Genomic DNA, 19,389 nt, shown 5'->3' on the forward strand with positions numbered 1-19,389 from the left:
CCGCCGTCCACCACAAGGTGGACGAAAACGGGCGAGTACGCCGCACAACCGTCCACCTTGACGCCGGACTCGCTCCCGTCCACCACAACGTGGACGAAAACGGGCGACTACGCCGCACAACCGTCCATCTTGACGCCGGACTCGCTCCCGTCCACCACAACGTGGACGAAAACGGGCGACTACGCCGCACAACCGTCCACCTTGACGCCGGACTCGCTCCCGTCCACCACAACGTGGACGAAAACGGGCGACTACGCCCCACAACCGTCCACGACAACGTGGACACCGCACAACCGTCCACCTTGACGCCGGACTCGCTCCCGTCCACCACAAGGTGGACGGGGACGAGGCTGCGGCCGGTCAGCTGCCGGCGTGTGGGTCGAAAACCACGGTGGCAGGTTCGCCGCGGCCGTCCTCGGCGACGAGGGGGACGACAGCCAGACCACGCACCTTGCCGAGCGTCGCCGTGCTGACGAGCGCGCCGCGGAGGGTGGTTGCTTCGGTACGGATCCGGACGAGGTTCGTCGCGCCCTTGTCGAGGGCCACCTCCACCAGCGACCCCGCGGGCACCGTGACCTCCTCCGGGTCACCCGTCCGCGAGGAGTCGCCGAGGGTGACGGTCACCGTCGCCTCCGCGTCGCCGGGGTTCACCAGTTGCAGCAGCGTCTTCGCATCGCTGCCCAGCGCGAGGGGCCAGAGCGAATCGGACGGCAGCGCCGTCGTCCCCACCGTGTAGGCCGGGTCATGGCGCGCATCGGCGTCACCGGTGTCGAGCCACACCCCCGCCGACACCGGCTGGGTGGAGGTCAGGTGCAGGGCGGCGGACAGCCCGTCCAGGTCGGCCGCCAGGTCGATCGTCCGCGTCGTCCCCGCGGGCACCTCGAGTTCGGACGCCCCGGCGACCTCGCCGGGGCCGGAGGTCATGAACGTGCCGATCGACACCGTCGCCGTCCGTTCACCGGGGTTCGTGACGACCAGGGTCCGCCCTCCCGACCCTTCGGGCACCCCGGGCACGACCACGTCGGTCGCCGGGGCGGTGGTCTCGGCCAGCCAGTCCGCCCCCAACGGCTCCTCCCCCGCCCAGGTGCGCTGCCGGACGAACGCCGCCACCCGACCGTCGCCACTGCTCACCTCGACGGTGACCGGGCCGTCGACACGGTCCAGCGTGCCCAGCGAGATCGTCTCCACGGAGTTCGGCTCCACCTCTACGCCGCGAGGCGCCGAGATCTTCCCGTCCGCGCCGTACACCGTCAGGTCAACGGAGGCGCGGGTGCCGTCCAGGTTGGCCACGACCACCTCGGACTGCGCGACCTCGCGGATGTCGACGCCCGTGAACCAGTGGTCGGTGCTCGGCGTGGCGCAGCCCGACGCGGAGAGCCCGCGGTCCGCGCCGTCCGCCGCCGACACCGACGTGGTGGCACCGAACGGCCCCGGCAGGAGTGCCGAGACCCGGCGGGCCGCGCCCGGAGCCTTCAGCACGGTGAAGCCGTCCGCCGCCGACACGGCCGCCGGTTCGGTCACCGTCGATGTCTGCAGCCCCGGGCTGATCGATGCCGCTGCGACCTCCACGGTCGCGGTCGGCGACTCGAACCCGGGGCACACCACCGACACCCTGGTCTCGGACGCCGTGAACGGTGTCTCGGGGACGGGCTGCGCTCCGACGAGGGTCGCGGCAACGGTGGCTCCGGCCACGACGACGGCCACTCCCCCGGGCCAGATCCAGCGGTTCATTCGGCACCTCCGGCGATTCGGCGGGGGCCGGACGACTCGTTGCGGCGGCGGACCGCCGGCGCGGCAAGGATCGCCAGGAGCGCCAAGCCCGCGAGCTGCACCCACGCCCACCAGGTCGAGCCGCCGTCGAGCCGGTACTCCAGCGTCCCGCTCAGCGCGCCGAGCTGGTACTGCGTCCCGGGCGCCCCGCCGTCGATCGCGGCCAGCGCGGTCGACCCGACCGTGACCAGCCTGCGGGGGTCCGGGGGTTCGGCCAGGCGGAGCACGCGGGTCGGCGACCCGGCGGCGATCTCCGTGCCGTTGCCGACGGGCGTCCGGGTGTCCCCGTCCGCCACCACCGCGATCGCCGCGTCCGGCACCGGCCAGACGTAGTGCGCGTCGTCGCCGGTGCCGAGACCGAGCCCGGGGACGTTGTTGATCGCCAGCCGCTGTTCGGACGTGCCGCCGGCCAGCGTGATGTTGGCCACGCCGAGGGTGACCAGGTCCGGGAGCAGCTGGTCGTCCGCGCTGTCGCCGACGAGCCGGGCCGCCACGGACGCCGCCAGCTGCTTGGCTGCGATGTCACCGGCGAAGGCGAGCCCCGTCTCCGCGTCGCCCAGCCGGCCGAAGTCTCCCTCCAGGAGCGCCCAGCGCACCTGTCCGCCCGCGTCCGCGACCAGGGCGAGCGTCCGGCCCGGCGTGGCGGAGGTCTGGGCGTTGCGGACGAAGGCGGGGACGTCGCCGACCGTGCGGCGGCTCAGGTCGGTCTGCCCTGCCACCACCCACCAGCCGGCTCCGACCAGTATCGCCACCACGCAGACCAGCGCGAGGCCGAGGCTGGCGAGGTGCCGCAGGCCGAGGTCGCGGCCCTGGAGTTCGGTCGCGATGCCGTCCAGCCCCGCGCACGCGGCGATGACCAGCGCCGCGACGAACAGCAGTTGCCACTCCAGCGCCTGCGGCCGCACCCACGTCCCCGGCGGTACCGGGACGACGAGCCGCGTGGTCCCGATCGCGACGACCGCGGCGATCCCTGCGGCGGCGAGCGCGCGTCCCGACACGCCCGGACGGCGGGCCGCACCGACGAGCGCAGCCAGCCACAGGACGGCGAAGAAGCCCAGCGAGATCCACAGCGGAGGGCTGCCCGCCAGCGTCCTGCCCACCAGGACGTCCCACGGCGCAGGAGCAGCGAGCGGGGCGAGCTGCGGCTCGATGCCGGTCAACAGGCGCCCCGGGTAGCGCCACAGGGTCGAGCCCCACGGCCCGACCACGAGGAGAAGCGGCGCGACGAGCACGAGGAGCCACTGCGCCCACGCGCGGACACGCCGCGCGGGGATCGCCGTCCACAGGGCGGCCAGCAGGGCCGCGGCCCAGAACAGGGGGACGAGGGCGCAGGCCAACAGCATCCAGAACGCCACCGCGCCCGCCCTGCGCCAGCTCCACTCGCGGTCGGCCAGCCAGCGCCAGCTGCTGTAACCGAGGATCGGCAGCAGGACGGCCGTCGCGGCGAGCCCGAACGACCCGGCGTTGAGGCCACCGATCAGGGCTGGTCCCACGGCGTACCCGAGGGCGCCGAGCGCGGCGAGCCGGCGGTCGGCGACCAGCTGGCGCAGCAGCCGGAACGACATCAGCCACGCGAGCGGGACGGCGAGCACCATGGTTCCGGTCACCAGCCACTCCGGACGCCCGATCGTGACCAGGGAGAAGATCGCGGCGAGGCCGGTCCACGGCGCGCCCGACACCGCCGAGGTCCCCGCCACCGGCGCCAGGTAGGACGCCATCAGCTCGGTCCAGCTCTCCGGGGCGGCCAGCAGTTGCGCCGCGGTCAGCGACCCGCTGCCGAACGTGGTGCGGGCGGCGACGAGGGCTGCGGCGCCGAGGACGAGGATGCCGACGAGCGCGAGTGGCATCCGGTAGCGGGTCGTTCCGGTCGCGGCGAAGTCGTCGCCGGTCATCTCGTCCAGGCTGACCGCCGCGGTCCCGCGTCCGCTGAAGGTGTGCAGCCAGTCGACCAGGCGCGCGGCGACCTGCTCGCCGGACCGGCGGACGGCCGACCCCGCGGGGGGCCTCAGCGCGAGCGTCGCCTTTCGCGCCGCGGGGGTGATCGGCAGCGCGGACACCCGTCCGGTCACCGACCGCCGCAGGCGGCGCCCAGAGATCCACCGCCACAGGCCGCGAAGCTCTTCGCCGGCACGCTCCGGGTCCTTGCCGAGCAGGTAGCCGAGCGAGGTGAGCAGGCAGACCAGGCCGAGCCGCAGCGCGGTGAGCCAGCGCCGCGGTGCCGGAGTGTTGCCGCAGACGAGGGCGAGGCCGGCGGCGCGATCGTCGGCCGGATCGCCCCATGCGGAGTGGTCCACCACGTGGGCGTCCGGTTCGGCGACGACCCGGTAACCGGCGAGGTTGGCGCGCCAGCCGAAGTCGAGGCCCTGGTGGCTGCGCGGCAGTTCGGGGTTGAAGCCGGCGAGGAAGCGCCACACGTCGCCACGGACGAGCATGCCGGCTGCAGGGACGCCGAGCGCAGCGGTGGCGTCCAGCTGGCCCTGGTAGAGCTCGCCCGGTTCGGTCAACGGACGCAGCCGTCCACTGCCGCTGATCGTCTGGGCCCAGTCGCTGACCAGGGTGCCCGCACCCCGGCGGCGCGGCTCGACGAGCAGCGCCCCGACGACGGCGGTGTCCGGCTCGCGGCGGACGCGTTCCAGCAGCGCCCTCAGCGCGCCCGGAGCAGGCTCCGCGTCGTCGGGGAGGATCCAGAACCAGTCGCCGTCCGCGTCCGCCGGAAGGCTGTCCCTGATCTCCTCCACCCAGGTGTCGGAGTCCTCGACCGCCTCCCGGCAGCGGGTCGTCGCCGGCTCACCCACGACAGGGAGCACGCACGCGACGACGTGGAAGGCGGTGTAGTCGGCCGGCGCCTCGCGGTCGAGGGTGTGCAGCCAGGCCCAGGGGTCCTCACCGGACTCGTCACTGACCTCGCTCACACCTCACCTCTCGGACCCCGACCAGCTGGCACGAACGCCCAGCCTACCGCCGGTCCCGGAACGACCAGTGCGAGGTCGGGTCAGATCGCCCGCTTCTTGAGGCGGCGGCGCTCCCGCTCGCTCAGACCGCCCCAGATGCCGAACCGCTCGTCGTTCTGCAGCGCGTACTCCAGGCACTCGGACCGGACCTCGCAGGAGAGGCAGACCTTCTTCGCCTCCCGCGTGGAACCGCCCTTCTCGGGGAAGAAGGCCTCCGGATCCGTCTGGGCGCAGAGAGCGCGGTCCTGCCAGCCCAGGACGCCCTCGGCGTCCAGCTCCGTGATCAGGAACAGTTCCTGCATCTGACAACTCCCTCGACCCAGCCCGCACCGTGGGGGGCGCGAACTACTTGTCGAGAATTACACGCCTGTCATTCGCGGGAAGTCAACCCCGGCGGGTCTACCATTCGCACCCCGGATGGGATGTCACCCGAGCGGGGGACGCGAGGGCTCCTGGCCGTCGCTGGATCGGTTCGGCTCGTCGCGGAACAGCGTCGACAGCTCCTCGGGGAGGCGGGCCGCCCCCGGCGTCCCCGCCGCCGCATCATCCGCGGTGCGCCACACCGCACCGGTGGCCTCCCCGCGCTGCCATGTGGTCCGGGGCAGCGCCGGGTCGGCCTCGTCCTCGTCCGGCGCGGGCTCGTCCACCGTGGACGGTGCGGGCGCAGCGACGTCGATACGGCCCGCCCTCACCCCGCGCAGGAGAACCCACAGCGAACCGGCCGCCAACGCCTTCAGCAGCAGGTCGAGCAGGCCCCCGAAGATCTCGAGGATGCGTCCGAAGGCGTCGTCGGCCGCCGCCGCACCGAGCGCGTAGCTGCACAGGGTGAGCACGACGCCGACGCTGAGCACCCAGGCCGCGACCAGCGTGACCGCATGCGCGTGGCGGGTGGCGGGCGCGATGAAGAAGCACAGGCAGACCAGCGCGACGAGCGCGACGACCAGCGAGATGTTCAGCAGCGACCCGCCGATGCTCTGGAACGCCTCGAACAGCGGCACGGCCTGCTGCACCTGCAGGACCAGCTCGACGATGCCGAGCACCATGTTGGCGACCATCAGGGCGATCACGGCCCACGCCAGGGGCTCGCGGATTCTTTTCAGGTTCTCGATCATCTGGGGGCTCCTCCGGTGCACAGCCTATCCAGCCGCTGTGGGACCGTTCGCCGGCACGACACGCTCAGGCGAACTGCGGTCCGGCCTGGTCGGTGACCGCAGCGACGAGCTCCTTGATCCGCTCGGCGTCCTCCGCCCTGGCCACCAGCGTCGCCTGCGGCGTCCGGACGACCAGGAGGCCGCTCACCCCGAGCAGACCGATCACCGAGTCGGCGTCGGTGTTCACCACCACGTTGCCGGTCGCGTCCACGGAGACGCTCGAGCCGGAGACGGCGTTGCCCGCCGCGTCCGTCCCGAGGATCTCGGCGAGGCTCGCGTACCCGCCCACGTCCCGCCACTGCACGGGCAGGGAGACCGCGACGACGTGGGCGCTGCCGCGGCCCAAGGACACAGGCTCCATCACGCCGTAGTCGACCGAGGTCTTCGCCAGGCCGGGGAAGATGTCGGCCAGCCGGTCGGGGTGCGCGGCGAGTTCGGTGATGGACGCGTGCGTCGCGGGCAGCAGCAACCGCAGCTGGTCGAGCAGGGTCGCGGCCCGCCAGACGAACATGCCGGAGTTCCACCAGTACTCGCCCGAGGCCAGGTAGCCCTCCGCCACCTCGCGGGCCGGCTTCTCCGCGAACTGGACCACCCGGTGGGCGCCCTCGAAGCCGGCGAGCGCCTCGCCGCGGTGCAGGTAGCCGTAGCCGGTGTGGGGGCTGGTGGGCACGATCCCGAGGGTGACGAGTGCGGACGCGTCCGCCTCTGCGACCGCGAAGGCGACGTCGAGCCGGGCGGCGAACACGTCCACCGGCTCGATCACCTGGTCGGCCGAGACCTGGGCGATCACGGCCTCCGGGTCGAGCCGGTCCAGCACGGCTGCGGGCCAGGCGACGGCGTTGAGCGAGTCGCGTCCGACCGGCTCCCCGAGGATGTTGCCCTGCGGGAGCTCGGGCAGTTGCTCTGCGACCACGTCGGCGTAGGCCGCGCCGGTCACCACCCACACCCGCTCGGCGGGGACGGAGGCCAGCGACCGCTCGAACGCCAGCCGGAGCAGGCTCTTGCCCTCCACGAGCGGGAGGAGTTGCTTGGGGGTGCCCTGCCTCGACAGCGGCCACAGCCGCGTCCCGGACCCGCCCGCCATGATCACCACGTAGCGCACGGCCAGAGCCTAGCGACGGCACACCCGCGACGGCCCGTTCCCGGCCGAAGCGACCTCGCGGCACGGGGGGACGGTTCCTTCGTGCCCGGTACGAGGGGACGGTTCCTTCGTGCCCGGTCCGAAAGAACCGTCCCCTCGTGCCGGGGGACGCCGTGCGACCGGCGACCTCCTACGATGGCGCCGTGTTCGAGAACCCGATCGTGCAGGCTTTGGCCGACCGCGTCCGCAGGGACGGGTCGGCGCCGCTGCTCACGTGGTACCGGCCGGAGTCGGGCGGACGCACGGAACTGAGCGTGCGGACCTTCGCCAACTGGGTCGACAAGACGGCGAACCTGCTCGACGACCTGGGCGTGGAGGGGCGCGTCGCCGGCCCGGTCAGCGTCGCCCACCCCGGCCACTGGATGAGTGTCCTCTGGCCGCTGGCCGCCTGGCAGCACGGGTGCGGCTACCTCGCCGGCGAACCGGACGCGGACTGCGAACTCGTCGTGGTCGGCCCGGCCGACCCGCGGCCGTACCCCGGCCTGACGACGATCGCCTGCTCCCTGCACCCGCTCGGTCTCGGCCTGGCCGGCCTGCCCGACGGTGTCCTCGACTTCAGCACGGAGGCCCTCGCCCAGCCGGACGCGCACGCGTCCGCCCCCGCGCCGGCCGGCGCGCCGATCTGGATCGACGCGGACCACACTCTCACCGCCGACGCCCTCGACCCCGCCTCCGGATCGCGCACCGTTTCTGACCGTGTTCGGTCAGGAAGGGTGCTCGTTCGCCCGGGCAACGCCTGGGACACCCTTGTCGCCGCCGTGCTGGGGCCCGTCCTCGGCGGCGGCTCTGCCGTCGTGGTCGAGGGCCCCGTGGACGCCGACCGCCTCGCCCGGATCGCCGCGTCCGAGCGGGTCGAGGGCGGGATGGCATGATGGCGGGCGCCACTCCCCCGACCGGACGGACCCGCGCATGATCTCCCGCCGCTCCCTGCTCACCACGACCGGCGTCGTCGCCGGAGGGCTGGCGGCCGCCACGCTCGCCGGCTGCTCGGGAGAGCCGAACATCCCCCGTCCCACCGCCTCGCCGACCGGGACGATCAAGGACCAGCTCGACCAGGTTCTGACGACGATCGCCAACGGCTCGACCAACTTCGGGGTGTACGTCGAGGACGTCCGCACCGGTGGCACGTACAGCTTCAACGGCGACTACGCCAGCCAGAGCGCGTCCATGGCCAAGCCGATGATCGTGTCGATGGCGATGCGGAAAGCGGGCGGCCCGCTGACCGGCGACAACGCGACCAATGCCACCAAGGCGATCGAGAACTCCGACAACGACGCGGCCACGGCGCTGTGGACGTTCGCCGGCTACCAGGGCTACCAGACGCTCGCCGACGACCTGAAGATGACCCACACGCACCTGGACGAGGCGAAGGCCGACCAGTGGAGCTGGACGTGGACCACGCCGAGTGACCAGGTGCTGCTGGTGAGGACGCTGTCCAGCGGCGGCTCGACCGCGCTCACCGACGACGAGTGCGCCTACCTGTGGAACCTGATGGGCCAGGTCGAGGACGACCAGACCTGGGGCGTCGGCCAGCCGAAGTCGGGCAGCGTCAACGTCCACATGAAGAACGGCTGGGTGCAGTTCAAGTCCACCGACGGCCTGTGGGCGGTCAACTCGATGGGTGCCGTCGAGGGTGAGGGACGGAACTACCGCCTCTGCGTGATGACCCGCGTCCCCGACTTCGACACCGGGAAAGCCGTCACCAGCGAGGTCGGCAAGTGGGTCTTCTCGATCCTCGGCTCCGGCTCGCTCTGAGGCTGACCGGCGCCTTCCCTGTCATCCCGGGCTTGACCCGGAATCTCGTCCCGTCAGCCGCTGACCTTGCAGATGCTGTCGAGGTTGGACGTGTCGGTGCTGGTGTTCTTCTTCGGCGTCGACGATGTGGTCGGCGAGGCGGACGCCGTTGCCGAGGCACTCGGACTCGCGTCGCGCGCCTCGGACTCGGCGATGCTCTCGGTGACGACCGACCGGATCTTGGCGAAGTCTGGCGTCGCCGGCGTGATCAGCGGCGGCGTGAAGCTCACTGAGGCCATCGGCAGGGTCTTCCCCTTCATGGCCAGGTCCAGCAGCGTGCCGAGGTCGGACGTCGGGACGTTGGTCGCGACGATCTCCTCGCCGGCCTTGGCGATGTCCTGGAACTTGGTGAGCACCGTCGTCGGGTTGAGTTGGCGCAGCATCGCGTTCATGACGCACTTCTGGCGGATCATCCGCTCGTAGTCGCTGGAGTACTCGCGGGAGCGGGCGAACCAGAGTGCGTGGAAGCCGTCGAGGTGGACGTTCTTGCCTGGCATGATCCACTCGTAGACGCCGTGCGGCCCGTCCACGCTGCCGATCGGGACCTTCTTGCCGATGTCGAGCCGGATCCCGCCGACGGCGTTGATCAGCTTCTTGAAGCCCTTCAGGTCGATCATCGCCCAGTAGTTGATCTTCAGCCCGAGGATCTCCTCGATGACGCCCTTGGTCGCCTCCACGCCGGGGTACTTCACCCCGGGGAACAGCTTCTTGTTGTTCACGGCGAGCGTGTAGATGCCGTTCAGCAGGCACGCGTCCGAGAGGTCCTTCACCGCGCAGTAGTAGCCGTCGGGGTACTTGGCGTGCAGCGGGGAGTCCGCGGGGAACGGCGCGTGCTGGAGGTTGCGGGGCAGGCTGAACAGCACCGTTCTGCCGGTCTCGGCGTCGATGCTCGCCACCGTCATCGAGTCCGGACGCAGCCCGGTGCGATCGGCGCCCGCGTCGCCGCCGAGGAGCAGGACGTTGATCCGTCCGTTCACCGCCTGGCTGGAGCCGCCGCCGCCGAACACGTTGCCGACGACCTCCGCCTGCGTCGCGAACGAGCCGGACGCCGCCCAGGCCACCGTCCCGCTCGTCGCGGCGAGGACCACGGCCAACACCCCGGAGACCGCCTTGCCGACGGTGGAGAGGTGCCGTGGATTGGCCAGCCACCAGGCGTCGAGGAGCAGGAAGATCCAGCCGAGCGAGAGGACGGGGACCAGCCATTGCAGCACGGTGAGCGTGATCGGGTTGGCGTAGAGACCGATCACGAAACCGCGCGCGGGGGTCAGGAGCAGGAGCGCGGCGAGCAGCACCAGCGCGATGATCGACGCCCAGACGCGGAAGGCGACCCGGCCGAGCCGCCGCTGCCCCACGGCCAGCTGGGCCGAGCCGGGAACGACGAGGGTCATCCCCATCAGCACCAGAGCGCGACGCAGCGCGATCCCCTGGCTGCGTCGCAGCGGGGACGGCAGAGCCGTCGCGGGCTGTGCGTGCGTGGCCATGGAACTCCTGGGGTCGTCTGCCGGGCGCCTCCCAGTATTACCGGGCCGCCGAAACCGGTCGGGGTGCCGCGCCGCCGCTCAGCGACTTGTCAGGATGTGGCCGACCGTCCGCTCCCTGCTCAGTGGCCGCGGACGGCGGCGCCCTTGGCGCGGGCGGCGTCTCGGAGCGACTCCTGGAAGGCGACCATGCGCTCAGCCAGCGCCGGGTCGGACGCGGCGAGGATCCGGACGGCGAGCAGGCCCGCGTTGCGGGCGTTGCCGATCGCCACGGTGGCCACCGGGACGCCGGCGGGCATCTGCACGATCGAGAGCAGCGAGTCCATGCCGTCGAGGTACTTCAGCGGCACCGGGACGCCGATCACGGGCAGCGGCGTGAGCGCGGCCAGCATGCCGGGCAGGTGGGCGGCCCCGCCGGCACCGGCGATGATCACCTTCAACCCGCGGCCGTGCGCGCCGCGTCCGTACGCCACCATCTCCTCGGGCATCCGGTGGGCGGAGACCACGTCCGCCTCGTAGGGGACGCCGAACTCCGCGCAGGCGTCCGCCGCGGCCTGCATCACCGGCCAGTCGGAGTCGGAGCCCATCACGATCCCGACCACGGGCTGCTCACTCATCGTCGTCTCCCATCAGGTGGCGGGCCGCTCGCCACGCCCGCGCCGTCGTCTCGTCCACGTCCTCGCCGAGCGCGGTCACGTGCCCGACCTTGCGCCCCGGCACCACGTCCTTGCCGTACAACTGCACCTTCAGGGCGGGGTCGGCGGCCATCACGTCGACCAGGCCGCCGAGCAGGTCCGTCCGGCTGCCGCCGAGCACGTTGACCATCACCGAGACCGTCGCGAGGGTCGCCGTCGACCCGAGCGGGAGGTCCGCGACCGCACGCAGGTGGTTCTCGAACTGGCTGGTCACCGCCCCGTCGATGCTCCAGTGCCCGGTGTTGTGCGGACGCATCGCGAGCTCGTTCACGACGATCCTGCCGTCCCGTGCCTCCATCAGCTCGACGGCGAGGATGCCGACGACGCCGAGTTCCTCCGCGATCCGCATGGCCATCGCCTTCAGGTCACGCACCTGGTCGGGACGCAGCCCGGGTGCGGGCGTCGTGGTCGCCGTGCAGATGCCGCCGGTCTGGACGGTCTCGCTGACCGGGTAGGCCACGGCCTGCCCGCCGGGACGCCGCGCGACCAGGACGCTCAGCTCGCGGGTGAAGTCGACGAACTCCTCGGCCACCACCACCGCGTTCGCCCGCAGGCCCTCGAGGCCGTCGAAGGGAACGTGGGCGTCCTGCGGGCCGTCGAGCTTCCACACGCCCTTGCCGTCGTAGCCGCCGCGGGAGGTCTTGGCGATGCAGGGCCAGCCGTGCGCGTCCCCGAAGGCGACCAGTGCCTCCTCGTCCGCCACGACCGCGTTGGCCGGGCAGGGGACGCCGAGGGCAGCCAGCCGCGTCCGCATCACCGCCTTGTCCTGGGCGTGGACGAGCGCGTCCGGCCCGGGCCGGACGGCGATGCCGGCCGCCTCGAGGTCGTGCAGGATCGGCGTCGGGACGTGCTCGTGGTCGAAGGTGACGACGTCGCAGCCGGACGCGAAGGCGGCCACGACGGACCCCTTGGTGTAGTCGCCGACCTCGACGTCGTGCACGACCTGGGCCGCGGACACGTCCGCCCCCTCGGCCAGGAGTCGCAGCCGCAGGCCGAGCCCGATGGACGCGGCGTGCATCATGCGGGCCAGCTGGCCGCCACCGATCACGCCGACCGTTGCCGCAGGAGTCCTCACCCGGGCGAGCCTAGAGGAGTCCCGACGAGTGGCGACGAATGATCCACGAGGAATGGGGCGAGCCTGACCGCGGATCTGGTGCGGGGAGGGTGCCAGTTCATGGTGGTTATGGAGACCCTCGCGGGCCGGCCTCCAAGTGCGTGTCAGTCCGTGGTGGTTACCAGGTGCTTTTCCGGCGTCATAACCACCACCGACTGGCACGCACCCGACGAGGCTCGCCCGACCCCACTCATAACCACCACGAACTGACACACACGCACGCGCTGCCAGGGATGACGATGGATCAGTCGTCACGGTGTTCTCGCGCCGCCGATCTCGACCGTGCGGGGACACCGCGGCCCACTTCGCGGCCGTATCGGCGTTCCCGCAGCACGGGCGTCCGGCTCTGCCAAGATGGGGTCATGACCGCCCACATCGTCGCCATGGGTGGCGGCGGGTTCTCGATGTCGACCTTCTCCGCCCCGACGAACCTCGACCGCTACCTCGTCGAGCTCACCGGGACGCCGTCGCCGCTGGTCTGCTTCGCCCCGACCGCGTCCGCCGACGACCCGCAGTACATCAACAAGTTCCTGCTGGCCTACGGGACGCTGGGCGTCCGCACGATGGTGCTGACCCTGTGGGGAGGCGGTTCGACGGAGTCGGTCGCGCGGCTCGCGGACGCCGACCTGCTGCTGGTCGGCGGCGGCCACACCGTGAACCTGATGGCGCTCTGGCACGCGCACGGGGTGGACGAGGCGATCCGGTCGCGCTACGCCGCGGGCGACGTCGTCCTCGCCGGGGTGTCGGCGGGAGGCGCGTGCTGGTACGACGGCTGTATCACCGACTCGTTCGGCGACTTCCGGCCGTGGCGCGGCGGTCTGGGCCTGCTGCCGGGAAGCTTCTGCCCGCACTTCGACGGGGAGGCCGAGCGCGCCCCCGCGTTCACCGACGCGGTCGCGTCCGGGGACCTGCCGGGCGGCTACGGCGCGGACGACGGCGCCGGCGTCCACTACGTCGACGGCGTCCCGACCACCTTCATCGCGGAAGCGGCGGGCAAGCGCGTCTACCGCGTGCTCCCCTCCGACCTGCCGACCGCCAGCGGCGTCCTTGTCGAGCCGCAGCCGATGACCGTCCTGTGAACAGAACCGGACTGAGAAGGGGACGGTTCCTCACTCGGTCCAGGTCTGTTCAGCAGAACCCCAGCATCGTCGATCCGTCTCCGGACACCCGCCCGGTGAGCTGATCCACCGACACGACGACGGTCTGTTGGCCGTCGCCCAGAGGGTCGACGGTGACGGCGAGCTCGGTCGGTGAGCGCCAGCTGAGATCGACGAGTTCCTGGTAGTCGCCGTTCACACAGCCGACGTACCAGCTCGGCCCCACCGGCCAGGGGCTTTCGATCCTGATGTGGTACATCGTGTCGATCAATTGGTGGGACTCCCGGACGACAGCCAGATACGGCGACCCTTGGGGAGCATCAACGCGCTGCGTCGGCGTCGACTGCGCCGTGCCGGCCACCAGCACGACGAACACCGCCAGGCAGGTGATGGCCCAGCCTGCGACGATCGCGATCACGCCGAGAGTCTGCACCCAGAGCCTGGCCGAGAGTGCCGCCATCCCGGCCAGGGCGAAGGCAGCGACAAGCAGGAAGTAGTACCACCGGACGAGAAGCGGACCGACCGTCAGGTCCGCGCCGGCGACCCGAAGTCCGCCCGCGGCGACAACACACAGCAGACCAAGCGCGCCGGCACCCCAGAACCAGCTGACGCGCTCCGCCTTCACGCCCGAAAGTGTACGAATCAGGAACAAGGGTTCGTCCGGCTCCGACCGGGCGAGCGCGCGGGGAGGGTGCCGTGGTGCTGGGCACGAAAGAACCGTCGTGCCGGCCTGTGAGGGCCACCCTTCGTCATCGAGAGCCATCGTTCGCGTCGAGGGCCTTTGTCCGGACGGGGGCCCTCGACCGGAACAGTGGCCCTCGGGCCGGAACGGTGGCCCTCGACCCGCACGAAGGAATCCTCGTGCGCCGGTTCCGCGTCAGCGGAAAATCAGGCCGCGTTGGACGATGAAGTTCACCGTCGTCGCCACGCCCTGGGCGATCACGAAGCCGACCACCTGGGCGGCCGTCTGGCTGCCCGACACGGCGAGCACCCACGGGTAGAGGACGGCGAACAGTCCGACCTGGAGCACGAACGTGAGCCCGTACAGCAGGACGACGGCGGCGAACCGGCGCTTCGACGGGTCGGCCTGGAACGTCCACCGACGGTTGATCAGGTAGGCGGTCGTTGTCCCCGCGACGAACGAGAGCGCCTTCGCAGGGGTGTGCTCGAGCCCGGCCAGGTTCATCAGCACGACCAGCAGGCCGAAGTCGACCACCGCCGACAGCCCGCCCGTGACGACGAACCGGACCAGCTGCGTGCGCAGTGCCAGCTTCGGCGTCGCCTCGTCCGCGATCGGTGCCTCGCTCATTCGTCCCGCAGGGTCGGCTGCTGGATCGGATCGTCCCCGCCGAAGAGCAGTTCGGTCATGACGACGTGGACGCGTTCGACGTCGGGGATGTCCTCCAGAGTCACCGGCTGGTCAGCGGCCGTGGTGAGGACGAGCGTGCCGCACCCGAGCAGCTGGTCGATCGGGCCGCGGCGGTACGACACGTTGTTGATCCGGGTCAGCGGAAGGTCGTGGCCGCTCTTCACCATGATCCCGCGACGGGTGATGATCCGCCGGTTGGTGAACGTGTAGGTCGACGACATCCAGCGCAGGAACGGGACCACCACCCAGATCACCAGCGCCACCAGCGCCGCGCCCGCAACGATCCAGCCGGCGACCGGCTGCCAGGACTGGGGCAGCAGGGCGAACGCGAAGCCGGTGAGGACGGACACGACGACGAGGAGCAGCGCAGGCACGATCAGCGCCTTCACGTGCGTGCGCAGGTGCAGGACGACGACCTCGTCCTTGCCGAGAAGATCCGGGTCCAGGGCCATGCGGCAATGGTGGCACAGCCGGGGACGCCACGGCCTCCTCGAATCGAGGAGCCGCGCGCGTGGTGAACCCATCCACCACGGCCTTCGTGACGGCGGCCCTTCGTGACGCCTCGCTCGCTGCGCTCACGACGCTCCTCAGGGACCGTGAAGGGAACCGGCCCAGCCCAATCCACCCCGGTCGTCCCGCCCTTCGTGACGGCAGGCAACCCACCCCCGTCATCCCGGGCTTGACCCGGGATCTCCCGACGTTGGCCGACCGCAGCCGGTCGAGGCCGGGTCAGCGCAGGTGGACCACGTCGCCGGCGGCGAAGGTGCGCGTCCGGCCGGCGACCTCGACCAGAAGGCAGCCGGCGTCGTCCACCCCGGTCGCGGTGCCCTCGACGAACTCCTGCTGCGAGACCTGGACGCGGACGCGGCGTCCGACCGTGGAGCACCGGGCGGCGTACTCCCCGCGCAGGTCGTCGGCGGCCAGCCAGCGGGTGTACCAGCGGCCCAGCGCGCCCAGCACACCCGACGCGACCCCCGTCGGGTCGACGTCGGCGCCGGCCAGCGCGAGCGACGTCGCCGTCGGCACCGGCAGTTCGTCCTCGGCGAGCGTGGTGTTCAGCCCCATCCCGATGATCGCGGCCGCAGGCCCGTCCCCGTCCACCCGCTCGGACAGGATTCCGCACACCTTCCCGCCGCCGACCAGCACGTCGTTGGGCCACTTCAGCTCCGCGGCCACCCCGCACGCATCCCTGATCCCCTCTGCCACGGCCAGCCCCGCGACCAGCGGCAGCCACAGCCACCTCTCCGCGGGCAGGGACGCCGGCGGACGCAGCAGCACCGACATCGCCAGCGACCGGCCGGGAGGCGCCTCCCAGACCCGGGCGAACCGGCCGCGACCCGCGCTCTGGTGGTCGCTGACCAGGACCGTCCCGGACGCCGCCCCGGCCCGCGCGGACGCCGCGAGGTCGGCATTCGTCGACCCGGTCGACGCGACGGTGGCGACCCGCGTCCAGACAGTTCCGGGACGCACCAGCGCTGCGGCCAGACGGTCGGCGTCGACGAGGGGCGGGGTCTGCGCGGGATTCACGCCCAGACCCTATGCCCGGGCCCGTCGCCCGGCGCTATGGTCAGCACATGGCGTCGGACACCCAGACCACCCGCGCGAAGCTCGCCGATCTCGGCGTCCGCAAGGAGGAGGCGCTGAACCCGTCCAGCCCCGCCGCCATCGAGAAGGTCCACGCCCAGGGCAAGATGACCGCCCGCGAGCGGGTGAACGCCCTCCTCGACGAGGACAGCTTCGCCGAGTTCGACCGCTTCTCCCGGCACCGCTCCACGTCCTTCGGCATGGACGAGCGGCGTCCCTACACAGACGGCGTGATCACCGGCGTCGGCTCGATCCACGGCCGTCCCGTGTGCGTGTTCAGCCAGGACGTGACGATCTTCGGCGGCGCGCTGGGTGAGGTGTACGGCGAGAAGATCGTCAAGATCCTCGATTTCGCGATCAAGACCGGCTGCCCGATCATCGGCATCAACGAGGGCGGCGGCGCACGGATCCAGGAGGGCGTGGTGTCCCTCGACCTGTACTCGCAGATCTTCCGCCGCAACACGCTCGCGTCCGGGGTGATCCCGCAGATCTCGCTGATCATGGGCGCGGCGGCCGGCGGCCACGTCTACTCCCCCGCGCTCACCGACTTCGTGGTCATGGTCGACCAGACCTCCCAGATGTTCATCACCGGCCCCAACGTGATCAAGACGGTCACCGGTGAGGACGTGACGATGGAGGAACTCGGCGGTGGCCGGACGCACTCCACGAAGTCCGGGAACTCGCACTACCTCGCCGCCGACGAGCAGGACGCGATCGAGTACGTGCGGCAGCTGATCACCTACCTGCCGCAGAACAACCTGGAGGATCCGCCGGTGTTCGACGAGGAGGAGGCCGACCTCACGATCACCGAGCACGACCTCGTCCTCGACACCCTGATCCCCGACTCCCCCAACCAGCCCTACGACATGCACGAGGTGATCCGGCGCGTCCTGGACGACGATGAGTTCCTCGAGGTGCACAGCCTTTACGCGCCGAACATCGTCTGCGGGTTCGGACGCGTCGAGGGCCGCTCGATCGGCGTCATCGCCAACCAGCCGATGGTGTTCGCGGGCTGCCTGGACATCAAGGCCTCGGAGAAGGCGGCCCGGTTCGTCCGCACCTGCGACGCGTTCAACATCCCGATCCTCACCTTCGAGGACGTGCCCGGCTTCCTTCCCGGCACCGACCAGGAGTGGGACGGGATCATTCGCCGCGGGGCCAAGCTGATCTATGCCTACGCGGAGGCCACCGTCCCGCTGGTCACGGTGATCACCCGCAAAGCCTACGGCGGCGCGTACTGCGTGATGGGCTCCAAGCCGCTCGGGGCGGACGTGAACCTCGCCTGGCCGACCGCGCAGATCGCGGTGATGGGCGCGGAAGGCGCGGTGAACATCCTCTACAAGCGCGACCTCGCGGACGCGCCCGACCCTGCCGGACGGCGGGCGGAGCTGATCGACGAGTACAACGACACGCTCGCCAACCCGTACGTCGCGGCCGAGCGCGGGTACGTGGACAAGGTGATCTACCCGCACGAGACCAGGGCGCAGGTGATCCGCGTCCTGCGGCTGCTGCGCACCAAGCGCATGCAGCTGCCGCCGAAGAAGCACGGGAACATCCCGCTGTGAGCACCGCGCAGCCCGACGCGACGGCCCCTCTGGTGCAGGTGGTCGCCGGCGATCCGACCGACGAGGAAGTCGCCGCGCTCGCCGCCGTCGTCGTCGCGCTGCGCAGGGCGCGTCCGGCCCCGCACACGCCGGCCACCAGCACCCTCGCCGGCGGCTGGCGCTCCTACTGGCACACCGTCCGCACGCCGCTCGTCCCCGGACGGGAGGCGTGGCGCAGCAGTTTCCGCATCTAGTTCCCGCTCCACAAGAAGGGAGATGGCGTGGGTGCCATCGAGGACATCCTGGGCAGCATCGACAGCAGCCAGCTGGCCGCGGCCCTGGGCACGGACGAAGCGACCGCCCGCAGCGCTGCGGCAGCGGCCATCCCGACCCTGATCAACAGCCTGCAGGCCAACGCCGACTCGGCCGACGGCGCGTCCAGCCTGCTCGGCGCGCTCGAGCAGCACGCCGGCAGCGGCCTGTACGGCGACTCGGTCGACCTCAACGCCGTCGACACCGACGACGGCCAGAAGATCGTCGCGCACGCGCTGGCCGACGACCCGAACCGGCTGCAGGCCGTCAGCGGGCTCGGCGGCGGGCTGCTCAGCAAGCTGCTGCCGCTCCTGGCCCCGATCGTGATGAGCTACCTCGCCAGCCGAATGGGCATGGGGTCCTCCACGTCCCAGACCTCGTCGGGGAGTTCGGCGAACATCCTCGGCGACCTGCTCGGCGGGCTCTTCGGCGGCGGCGCGGCGTCCTCGGCCGGCGCTTCGGGCGGCGGCCTGGGCGACATCCTCGGCCAGATCCTCGGCGGCGGCGCGGGAACGGCGGACACGGCGACCGCCTCGGCGGGGGCCGGCTACGGTTCCGGCGCGCAGGCCGGCGCCGACGGCAGCCTCGGCGACGTGTTCAACGCCCCGGGCAACGCGACCGGGATGCAGATCCCGACCGGCACCGACGACGCGTCCGCAGCGAGCGCCCAGCAGGGCCAGACCACGCAGCAGGGGTCGGGCGACATCCTCGGCGACCTGCTCGGGCAGATCCTTGGTCGCTGATCCCCCGCCGGAACTGGTCCTGGCCTCGGCCTCACCGGCCCGGCTGGAGACCCTCACCCGCGCGGGCCTGACCCCGCGGGTGGTGGTCTCCGACGTCGACGAGGACGCGTTCGCCGCGCCCGACGTGCCGGGCCTCGTCCAGGTGCTGGCCCGCGCCAAGGCCGAGGCCGTGGCGTCCGCGCTCGCTGTCGGCGCGCCCGACGGGGGTGGACCACGTGGGGACGTGCTGGTCGTCGGCTGCGACTCGCTGCTCGAACTGGACGGGGAGCCACTCGGCAAGCCCGGGACCGCCGAGGAGGCCGTCCGCTACTGGCACCGGATGCGCGGACGCACCGGGCACCTGCACACCGGGCACCACGTGATCCGGCTCGGTGGCGTGTCGGGCACCACGTCAGGGGTGGCGACGACGGCCGTCTCGTTCGCCATGCTGTCGGACGCGGAGATCGCCGCGTACGTCGCGTCCGGGGAGCCGCTGCACGTGGCGGGCGCGTTCACCATCGACGGGCTCGGCGGCGCCTACGTCACGAAGGTGGACGGGGACCCGCACGCGGTCGTCGGGATCAGCCTGCCGCTGCTGCGGGACCTGTTCGCGCAGGTCGGCGTCCGCTGGCACAGCCTGTGGCGCCCGGCGGGGACCTGACCGCAT

General features: G+C 71.8%; 19 protein-coding genes. 7 read left to right on the forward strand and 12 right to left on the reverse strand.

Annotation, left to right across the window (positions count from 1 at the left end; genetic code table 11):
- Nucleotides 1-360: 360 nt before the first annotated feature.
- The 5 genes from QM779_RS08350 to QM779_RS08370 form a co-directional block, all read right to left on the reverse strand.
- Nucleotides 361-1,731, reverse strand: coding sequence for a DUF5719 family protein (locus QM779_RS08350; RefSeq protein WP_428534106.1), 1,371 nt, complete (start codon nucleotides 1,729-1,731; stop codon nucleotides 361-363).
- Nucleotides 1,728-4,682: a hypothetical protein gene (locus QM779_RS08355; RefSeq protein ID WP_428534108.1), complete on the reverse strand. Its 2,955-nt coding sequence runs from the start codon at nucleotides 4,680-4,682 to the stop codon at nucleotides 1,728-1,730. Before QM779_RS08355 ends, QM779_RS08350 begins: the two co-directional genes overlap by 4 nt.
- Before the next feature lie 80 nt (nucleotides 4,683-4,762).
- Nucleotides 4,763-5,023 (reverse strand): WhiB family transcriptional regulator, encoded by a 261-nt coding sequence (locus QM779_RS08360; protein WP_428534110.1) that lies wholly within the window; start codon nucleotides 5,021-5,023, stop codon nucleotides 4,763-4,765.
- Between the two features lie 123 nt (nucleotides 5,024-5,146).
- Nucleotides 5,147-5,833 (reverse strand): hypothetical protein, encoded by a 687-nt coding sequence (locus QM779_RS08365; protein WP_428534112.1) that lies wholly within the window; start codon nucleotides 5,831-5,833, stop codon nucleotides 5,147-5,149.
- 64 nt (nucleotides 5,834-5,897) lie between these two features.
- Nucleotides 5,898-6,974 carry a mannose-1-phosphate guanylyltransferase gene (locus tag QM779_RS08370; protein ID WP_428534114.1) on the reverse strand — a complete coding sequence of 359 codons (1,077 nt, stop codon included), beginning with the start codon at nucleotides 6,972-6,974 and terminating at the stop codon, nucleotides 5,898-5,900.
- Between the two features lie 182 nt (nucleotides 6,975-7,156).
- On the opposite strand from QM779_RS08370, the gene QM779_RS08375 reads away from it, so the two are divergent.
- Together QM779_RS08375 and QM779_RS08380 are read left to right on the forward strand one after the other, a co-directional pair.
- Nucleotides 7,157-7,885, forward strand: a complete 729-nt coding sequence (locus tag QM779_RS08375; RefSeq protein WP_428534116.1) for a TIGR03089 family protein — start codon at nucleotides 7,157-7,159, stop codon at nucleotides 7,883-7,885.
- Between the two features lie 37 nt (nucleotides 7,886-7,922).
- Nucleotides 7,923-8,768 (forward strand): serine hydrolase, encoded by an 846-nt coding sequence (locus tag QM779_RS08380; protein ID WP_428534118.1) that lies wholly within the window; start codon nucleotides 7,923-7,925, stop codon nucleotides 8,766-8,768.
- Nucleotides 8,769-8,821: 53 nt separating this feature from the next.
- On the opposite strand, the gene QM779_RS08385 is transcribed toward QM779_RS08380, so the two are convergent.
- The 3 genes from QM779_RS08385 to QM779_RS08395 form a co-directional block, all read right to left on the reverse strand.
- Entirely contained in the window at nucleotides 8,822-10,288 is a 1,467-nt protein-coding gene (locus QM779_RS08385; RefSeq protein WP_428534120.1) for an LCP family protein, read from the reverse strand.
- Nucleotides 10,289-10,407: 119 nt separating this feature from the next.
- The gene (purE, locus tag QM779_RS08390; protein ID WP_428534122.1) at nucleotides 10,408-10,902 is read right to left on the reverse strand and encodes a 5-(carboxyamino)imidazole ribonucleotide mutase; all 495 of its coding nucleotides are present in this window, start codon (nucleotides 10,900-10,902) and stop codon (nucleotides 10,408-10,410) included.
- On the reverse strand, nucleotides 10,895-12,055 hold the full coding sequence (locus QM779_RS08395; protein ID WP_428534124.1) for a 5-(carboxyamino)imidazole ribonucleotide synthase: 1,161 nt from the start codon (nucleotides 12,053-12,055) through the stop codon (nucleotides 10,895-10,897). The genes purE and QM779_RS08395 overlap by 8 nt, the downstream gene beginning before the upstream one ends.
- A gap of 401 nt (nucleotides 12,056-12,456) precedes the next feature.
- On the opposite strand from QM779_RS08395, the gene QM779_RS08400 reads away from it, so the two are divergent.
- Nucleotides 12,457-13,173: a Type 1 glutamine amidotransferase-like domain-containing protein gene (locus tag QM779_RS08400; RefSeq protein ID WP_428534126.1), complete on the forward strand. Its 717-nt coding sequence runs from the start codon at nucleotides 12,457-12,459 to the stop codon at nucleotides 13,171-13,173.
- 49 nt (nucleotides 13,174-13,222) lie between these two features.
- On the opposite strand, the gene QM779_RS08405 is transcribed toward QM779_RS08400, so the two are convergent.
- The 4 genes from QM779_RS08405 to QM779_RS08420 all read right to left on the reverse strand — a co-directional run bounded on the left by QM779_RS08405 (nucleotide 13,223) and on the right by QM779_RS08420 (nucleotide 16,087).
- Complete coding sequence (locus QM779_RS08405; RefSeq protein WP_428534128.1) at nucleotides 13,223-13,816, reverse strand: hypothetical protein; 594 nt, start codon at nucleotides 13,814-13,816, stop codon at nucleotides 13,223-13,225.
- A gap of 252 nt (nucleotides 13,817-14,068) precedes the next feature.
- Nucleotides 14,069-14,500: a GtrA family protein gene (locus QM779_RS08410; protein ID WP_428534130.1), complete on the reverse strand. Its 432-nt coding sequence runs from the start codon at nucleotides 14,498-14,500 to the stop codon at nucleotides 14,069-14,071.
- Nucleotides 14,497-15,012: a PH domain-containing protein gene (locus QM779_RS08415; RefSeq protein ID WP_428534132.1), complete on the reverse strand. Its 516-nt coding sequence runs from the start codon at nucleotides 15,010-15,012 to the stop codon at nucleotides 14,497-14,499. Before QM779_RS08415 ends, QM779_RS08410 begins: the two co-directional genes overlap by 4 nt.
- 277 nt (nucleotides 15,013-15,289) lie before the next feature.
- Nucleotides 15,290-16,087 carry a biotin--[acetyl-CoA-carboxylase] ligase gene (locus tag QM779_RS08420; protein WP_428534134.1) on the reverse strand — a complete coding sequence of 266 codons (798 nt, stop codon included), beginning with the start codon at nucleotides 16,085-16,087 and terminating at the stop codon, nucleotides 15,290-15,292.
- 47 nt (nucleotides 16,088-16,134) lie between these two features.
- On the opposite strand from QM779_RS08420, the gene QM779_RS08425 reads away from it, so the two are divergent.
- Genes QM779_RS08425 through QM779_RS08440 form a run of 4 tightly spaced genes read left to right on the forward strand, consistent with a single transcriptional unit; the run spans nucleotide 16,135 to nucleotide 19,383 of the window.
- Nucleotides 16,135-17,709: an acyl-CoA carboxylase subunit beta gene (locus tag QM779_RS08425; RefSeq protein ID WP_428534136.1), complete on the forward strand. Its 1,575-nt coding sequence runs from the start codon at nucleotides 16,135-16,137 to the stop codon at nucleotides 17,707-17,709.
- Complete coding sequence (locus tag QM779_RS08430; protein WP_428534138.1) at nucleotides 17,706-17,942, forward strand: acyl-CoA carboxylase epsilon subunit; 237 nt, start codon at nucleotides 17,706-17,708, stop codon at nucleotides 17,940-17,942. Before QM779_RS08425 ends, QM779_RS08430 begins: the two co-directional genes overlap by 4 nt.
- 27 nt (nucleotides 17,943-17,969) lie before the next feature.
- Nucleotides 17,970-18,743: a DUF937 domain-containing protein gene (locus QM779_RS08435; RefSeq protein WP_428534140.1), complete on the forward strand. Its 774-nt coding sequence runs from the start codon at nucleotides 17,970-17,972 to the stop codon at nucleotides 18,741-18,743.
- On the forward strand, nucleotides 18,733-19,383 hold the full coding sequence (locus QM779_RS08440; protein WP_428534142.1) for a Maf family protein: 651 nt from the start codon (nucleotides 18,733-18,735) through the stop codon (nucleotides 19,381-19,383). The genes QM779_RS08435 and QM779_RS08440 overlap by 11 nt, the downstream gene beginning before the upstream one ends.
- Nucleotides 19,384-19,389: the final 6 nt, after the last annotated feature.

It is taken from the genome of Propionicimonas sp. (assembly GCF_049840635.1).
Taxonomy (GTDB): Bacteria; Actinomycetota; Actinomycetes; order Propionibacteriales; family Propionibacteriaceae; genus Propionicimonas.

What these genes read in the sequence shown, in the direction of transcription:
- QM779_RS08365 (WP_428534112.1), bottom strand. Translation starts at nt 5,833, where the DNA reads ATGATCGAGAACCTGAAAAGAATCCGCGAGCCCCTGGCGTGGGCCGTG.
- QM779_RS08415 (WP_428534132.1), bottom strand. Translation starts at nt 15,012, where the DNA reads ATGGCCCTGGACCCGGATCTTCTCGGCAAGGACGAGGTCGTCGTCCTG.
- QM779_RS08360 (WP_428534110.1), bottom strand. Translation starts at nt 5,023, where the DNA reads ATGCAGGAACTGTTCCTGATCACGGAGCTGGACGCCGAGGGCGTCCTG.
- QM779_RS08385 (WP_428534120.1), bottom strand. Translation starts at nt 10,288, where the DNA reads ATGGCCACGCACGCACAGCCCGCGACGGCTCTGCCGTCCCCGCTGCGA.
- QM779_RS08410 (WP_428534130.1), bottom strand. Translation starts at nt 14,500, where the DNA reads ATGAGCGAGGCACCGATCGCGGACGAGGCGACGCCGAAGCTGGCACTG.
- QM779_RS08400 (WP_428534126.1), top strand. Translation starts at nt 12,457, where the DNA reads ATGACCGCCCACATCGTCGCCATGGGTGGCGGCGGGTTCTCGATGTCG.
- QM779_RS08425 (WP_428534136.1), top strand. Translation starts at nt 16,135, where the DNA reads ATGGCGTCGGACACCCAGACCACCCGCGCGAAGCTCGCCGATCTCGGC.
- QM779_RS08380 (WP_428534118.1), top strand. Translation starts at nt 7,923, where the DNA reads ATGATCTCCCGCCGCTCCCTGCTCACCACGACCGGCGTCGTCGCCGGA.
- QM779_RS08350 (WP_428534106.1), bottom strand. Translation starts at nt 1,731, where the DNA reads ATGAACCGCTGGATCTGGCCCGGGGGAGTGGCCGTCGTCGTGGCCGGA.
- purE (WP_428534122.1), bottom strand. Translation starts at nt 10,902, where the DNA reads ATGAGTGAGCAGCCCGTGGTCGGGATCGTGATGGGCTCCGACTCCGAC.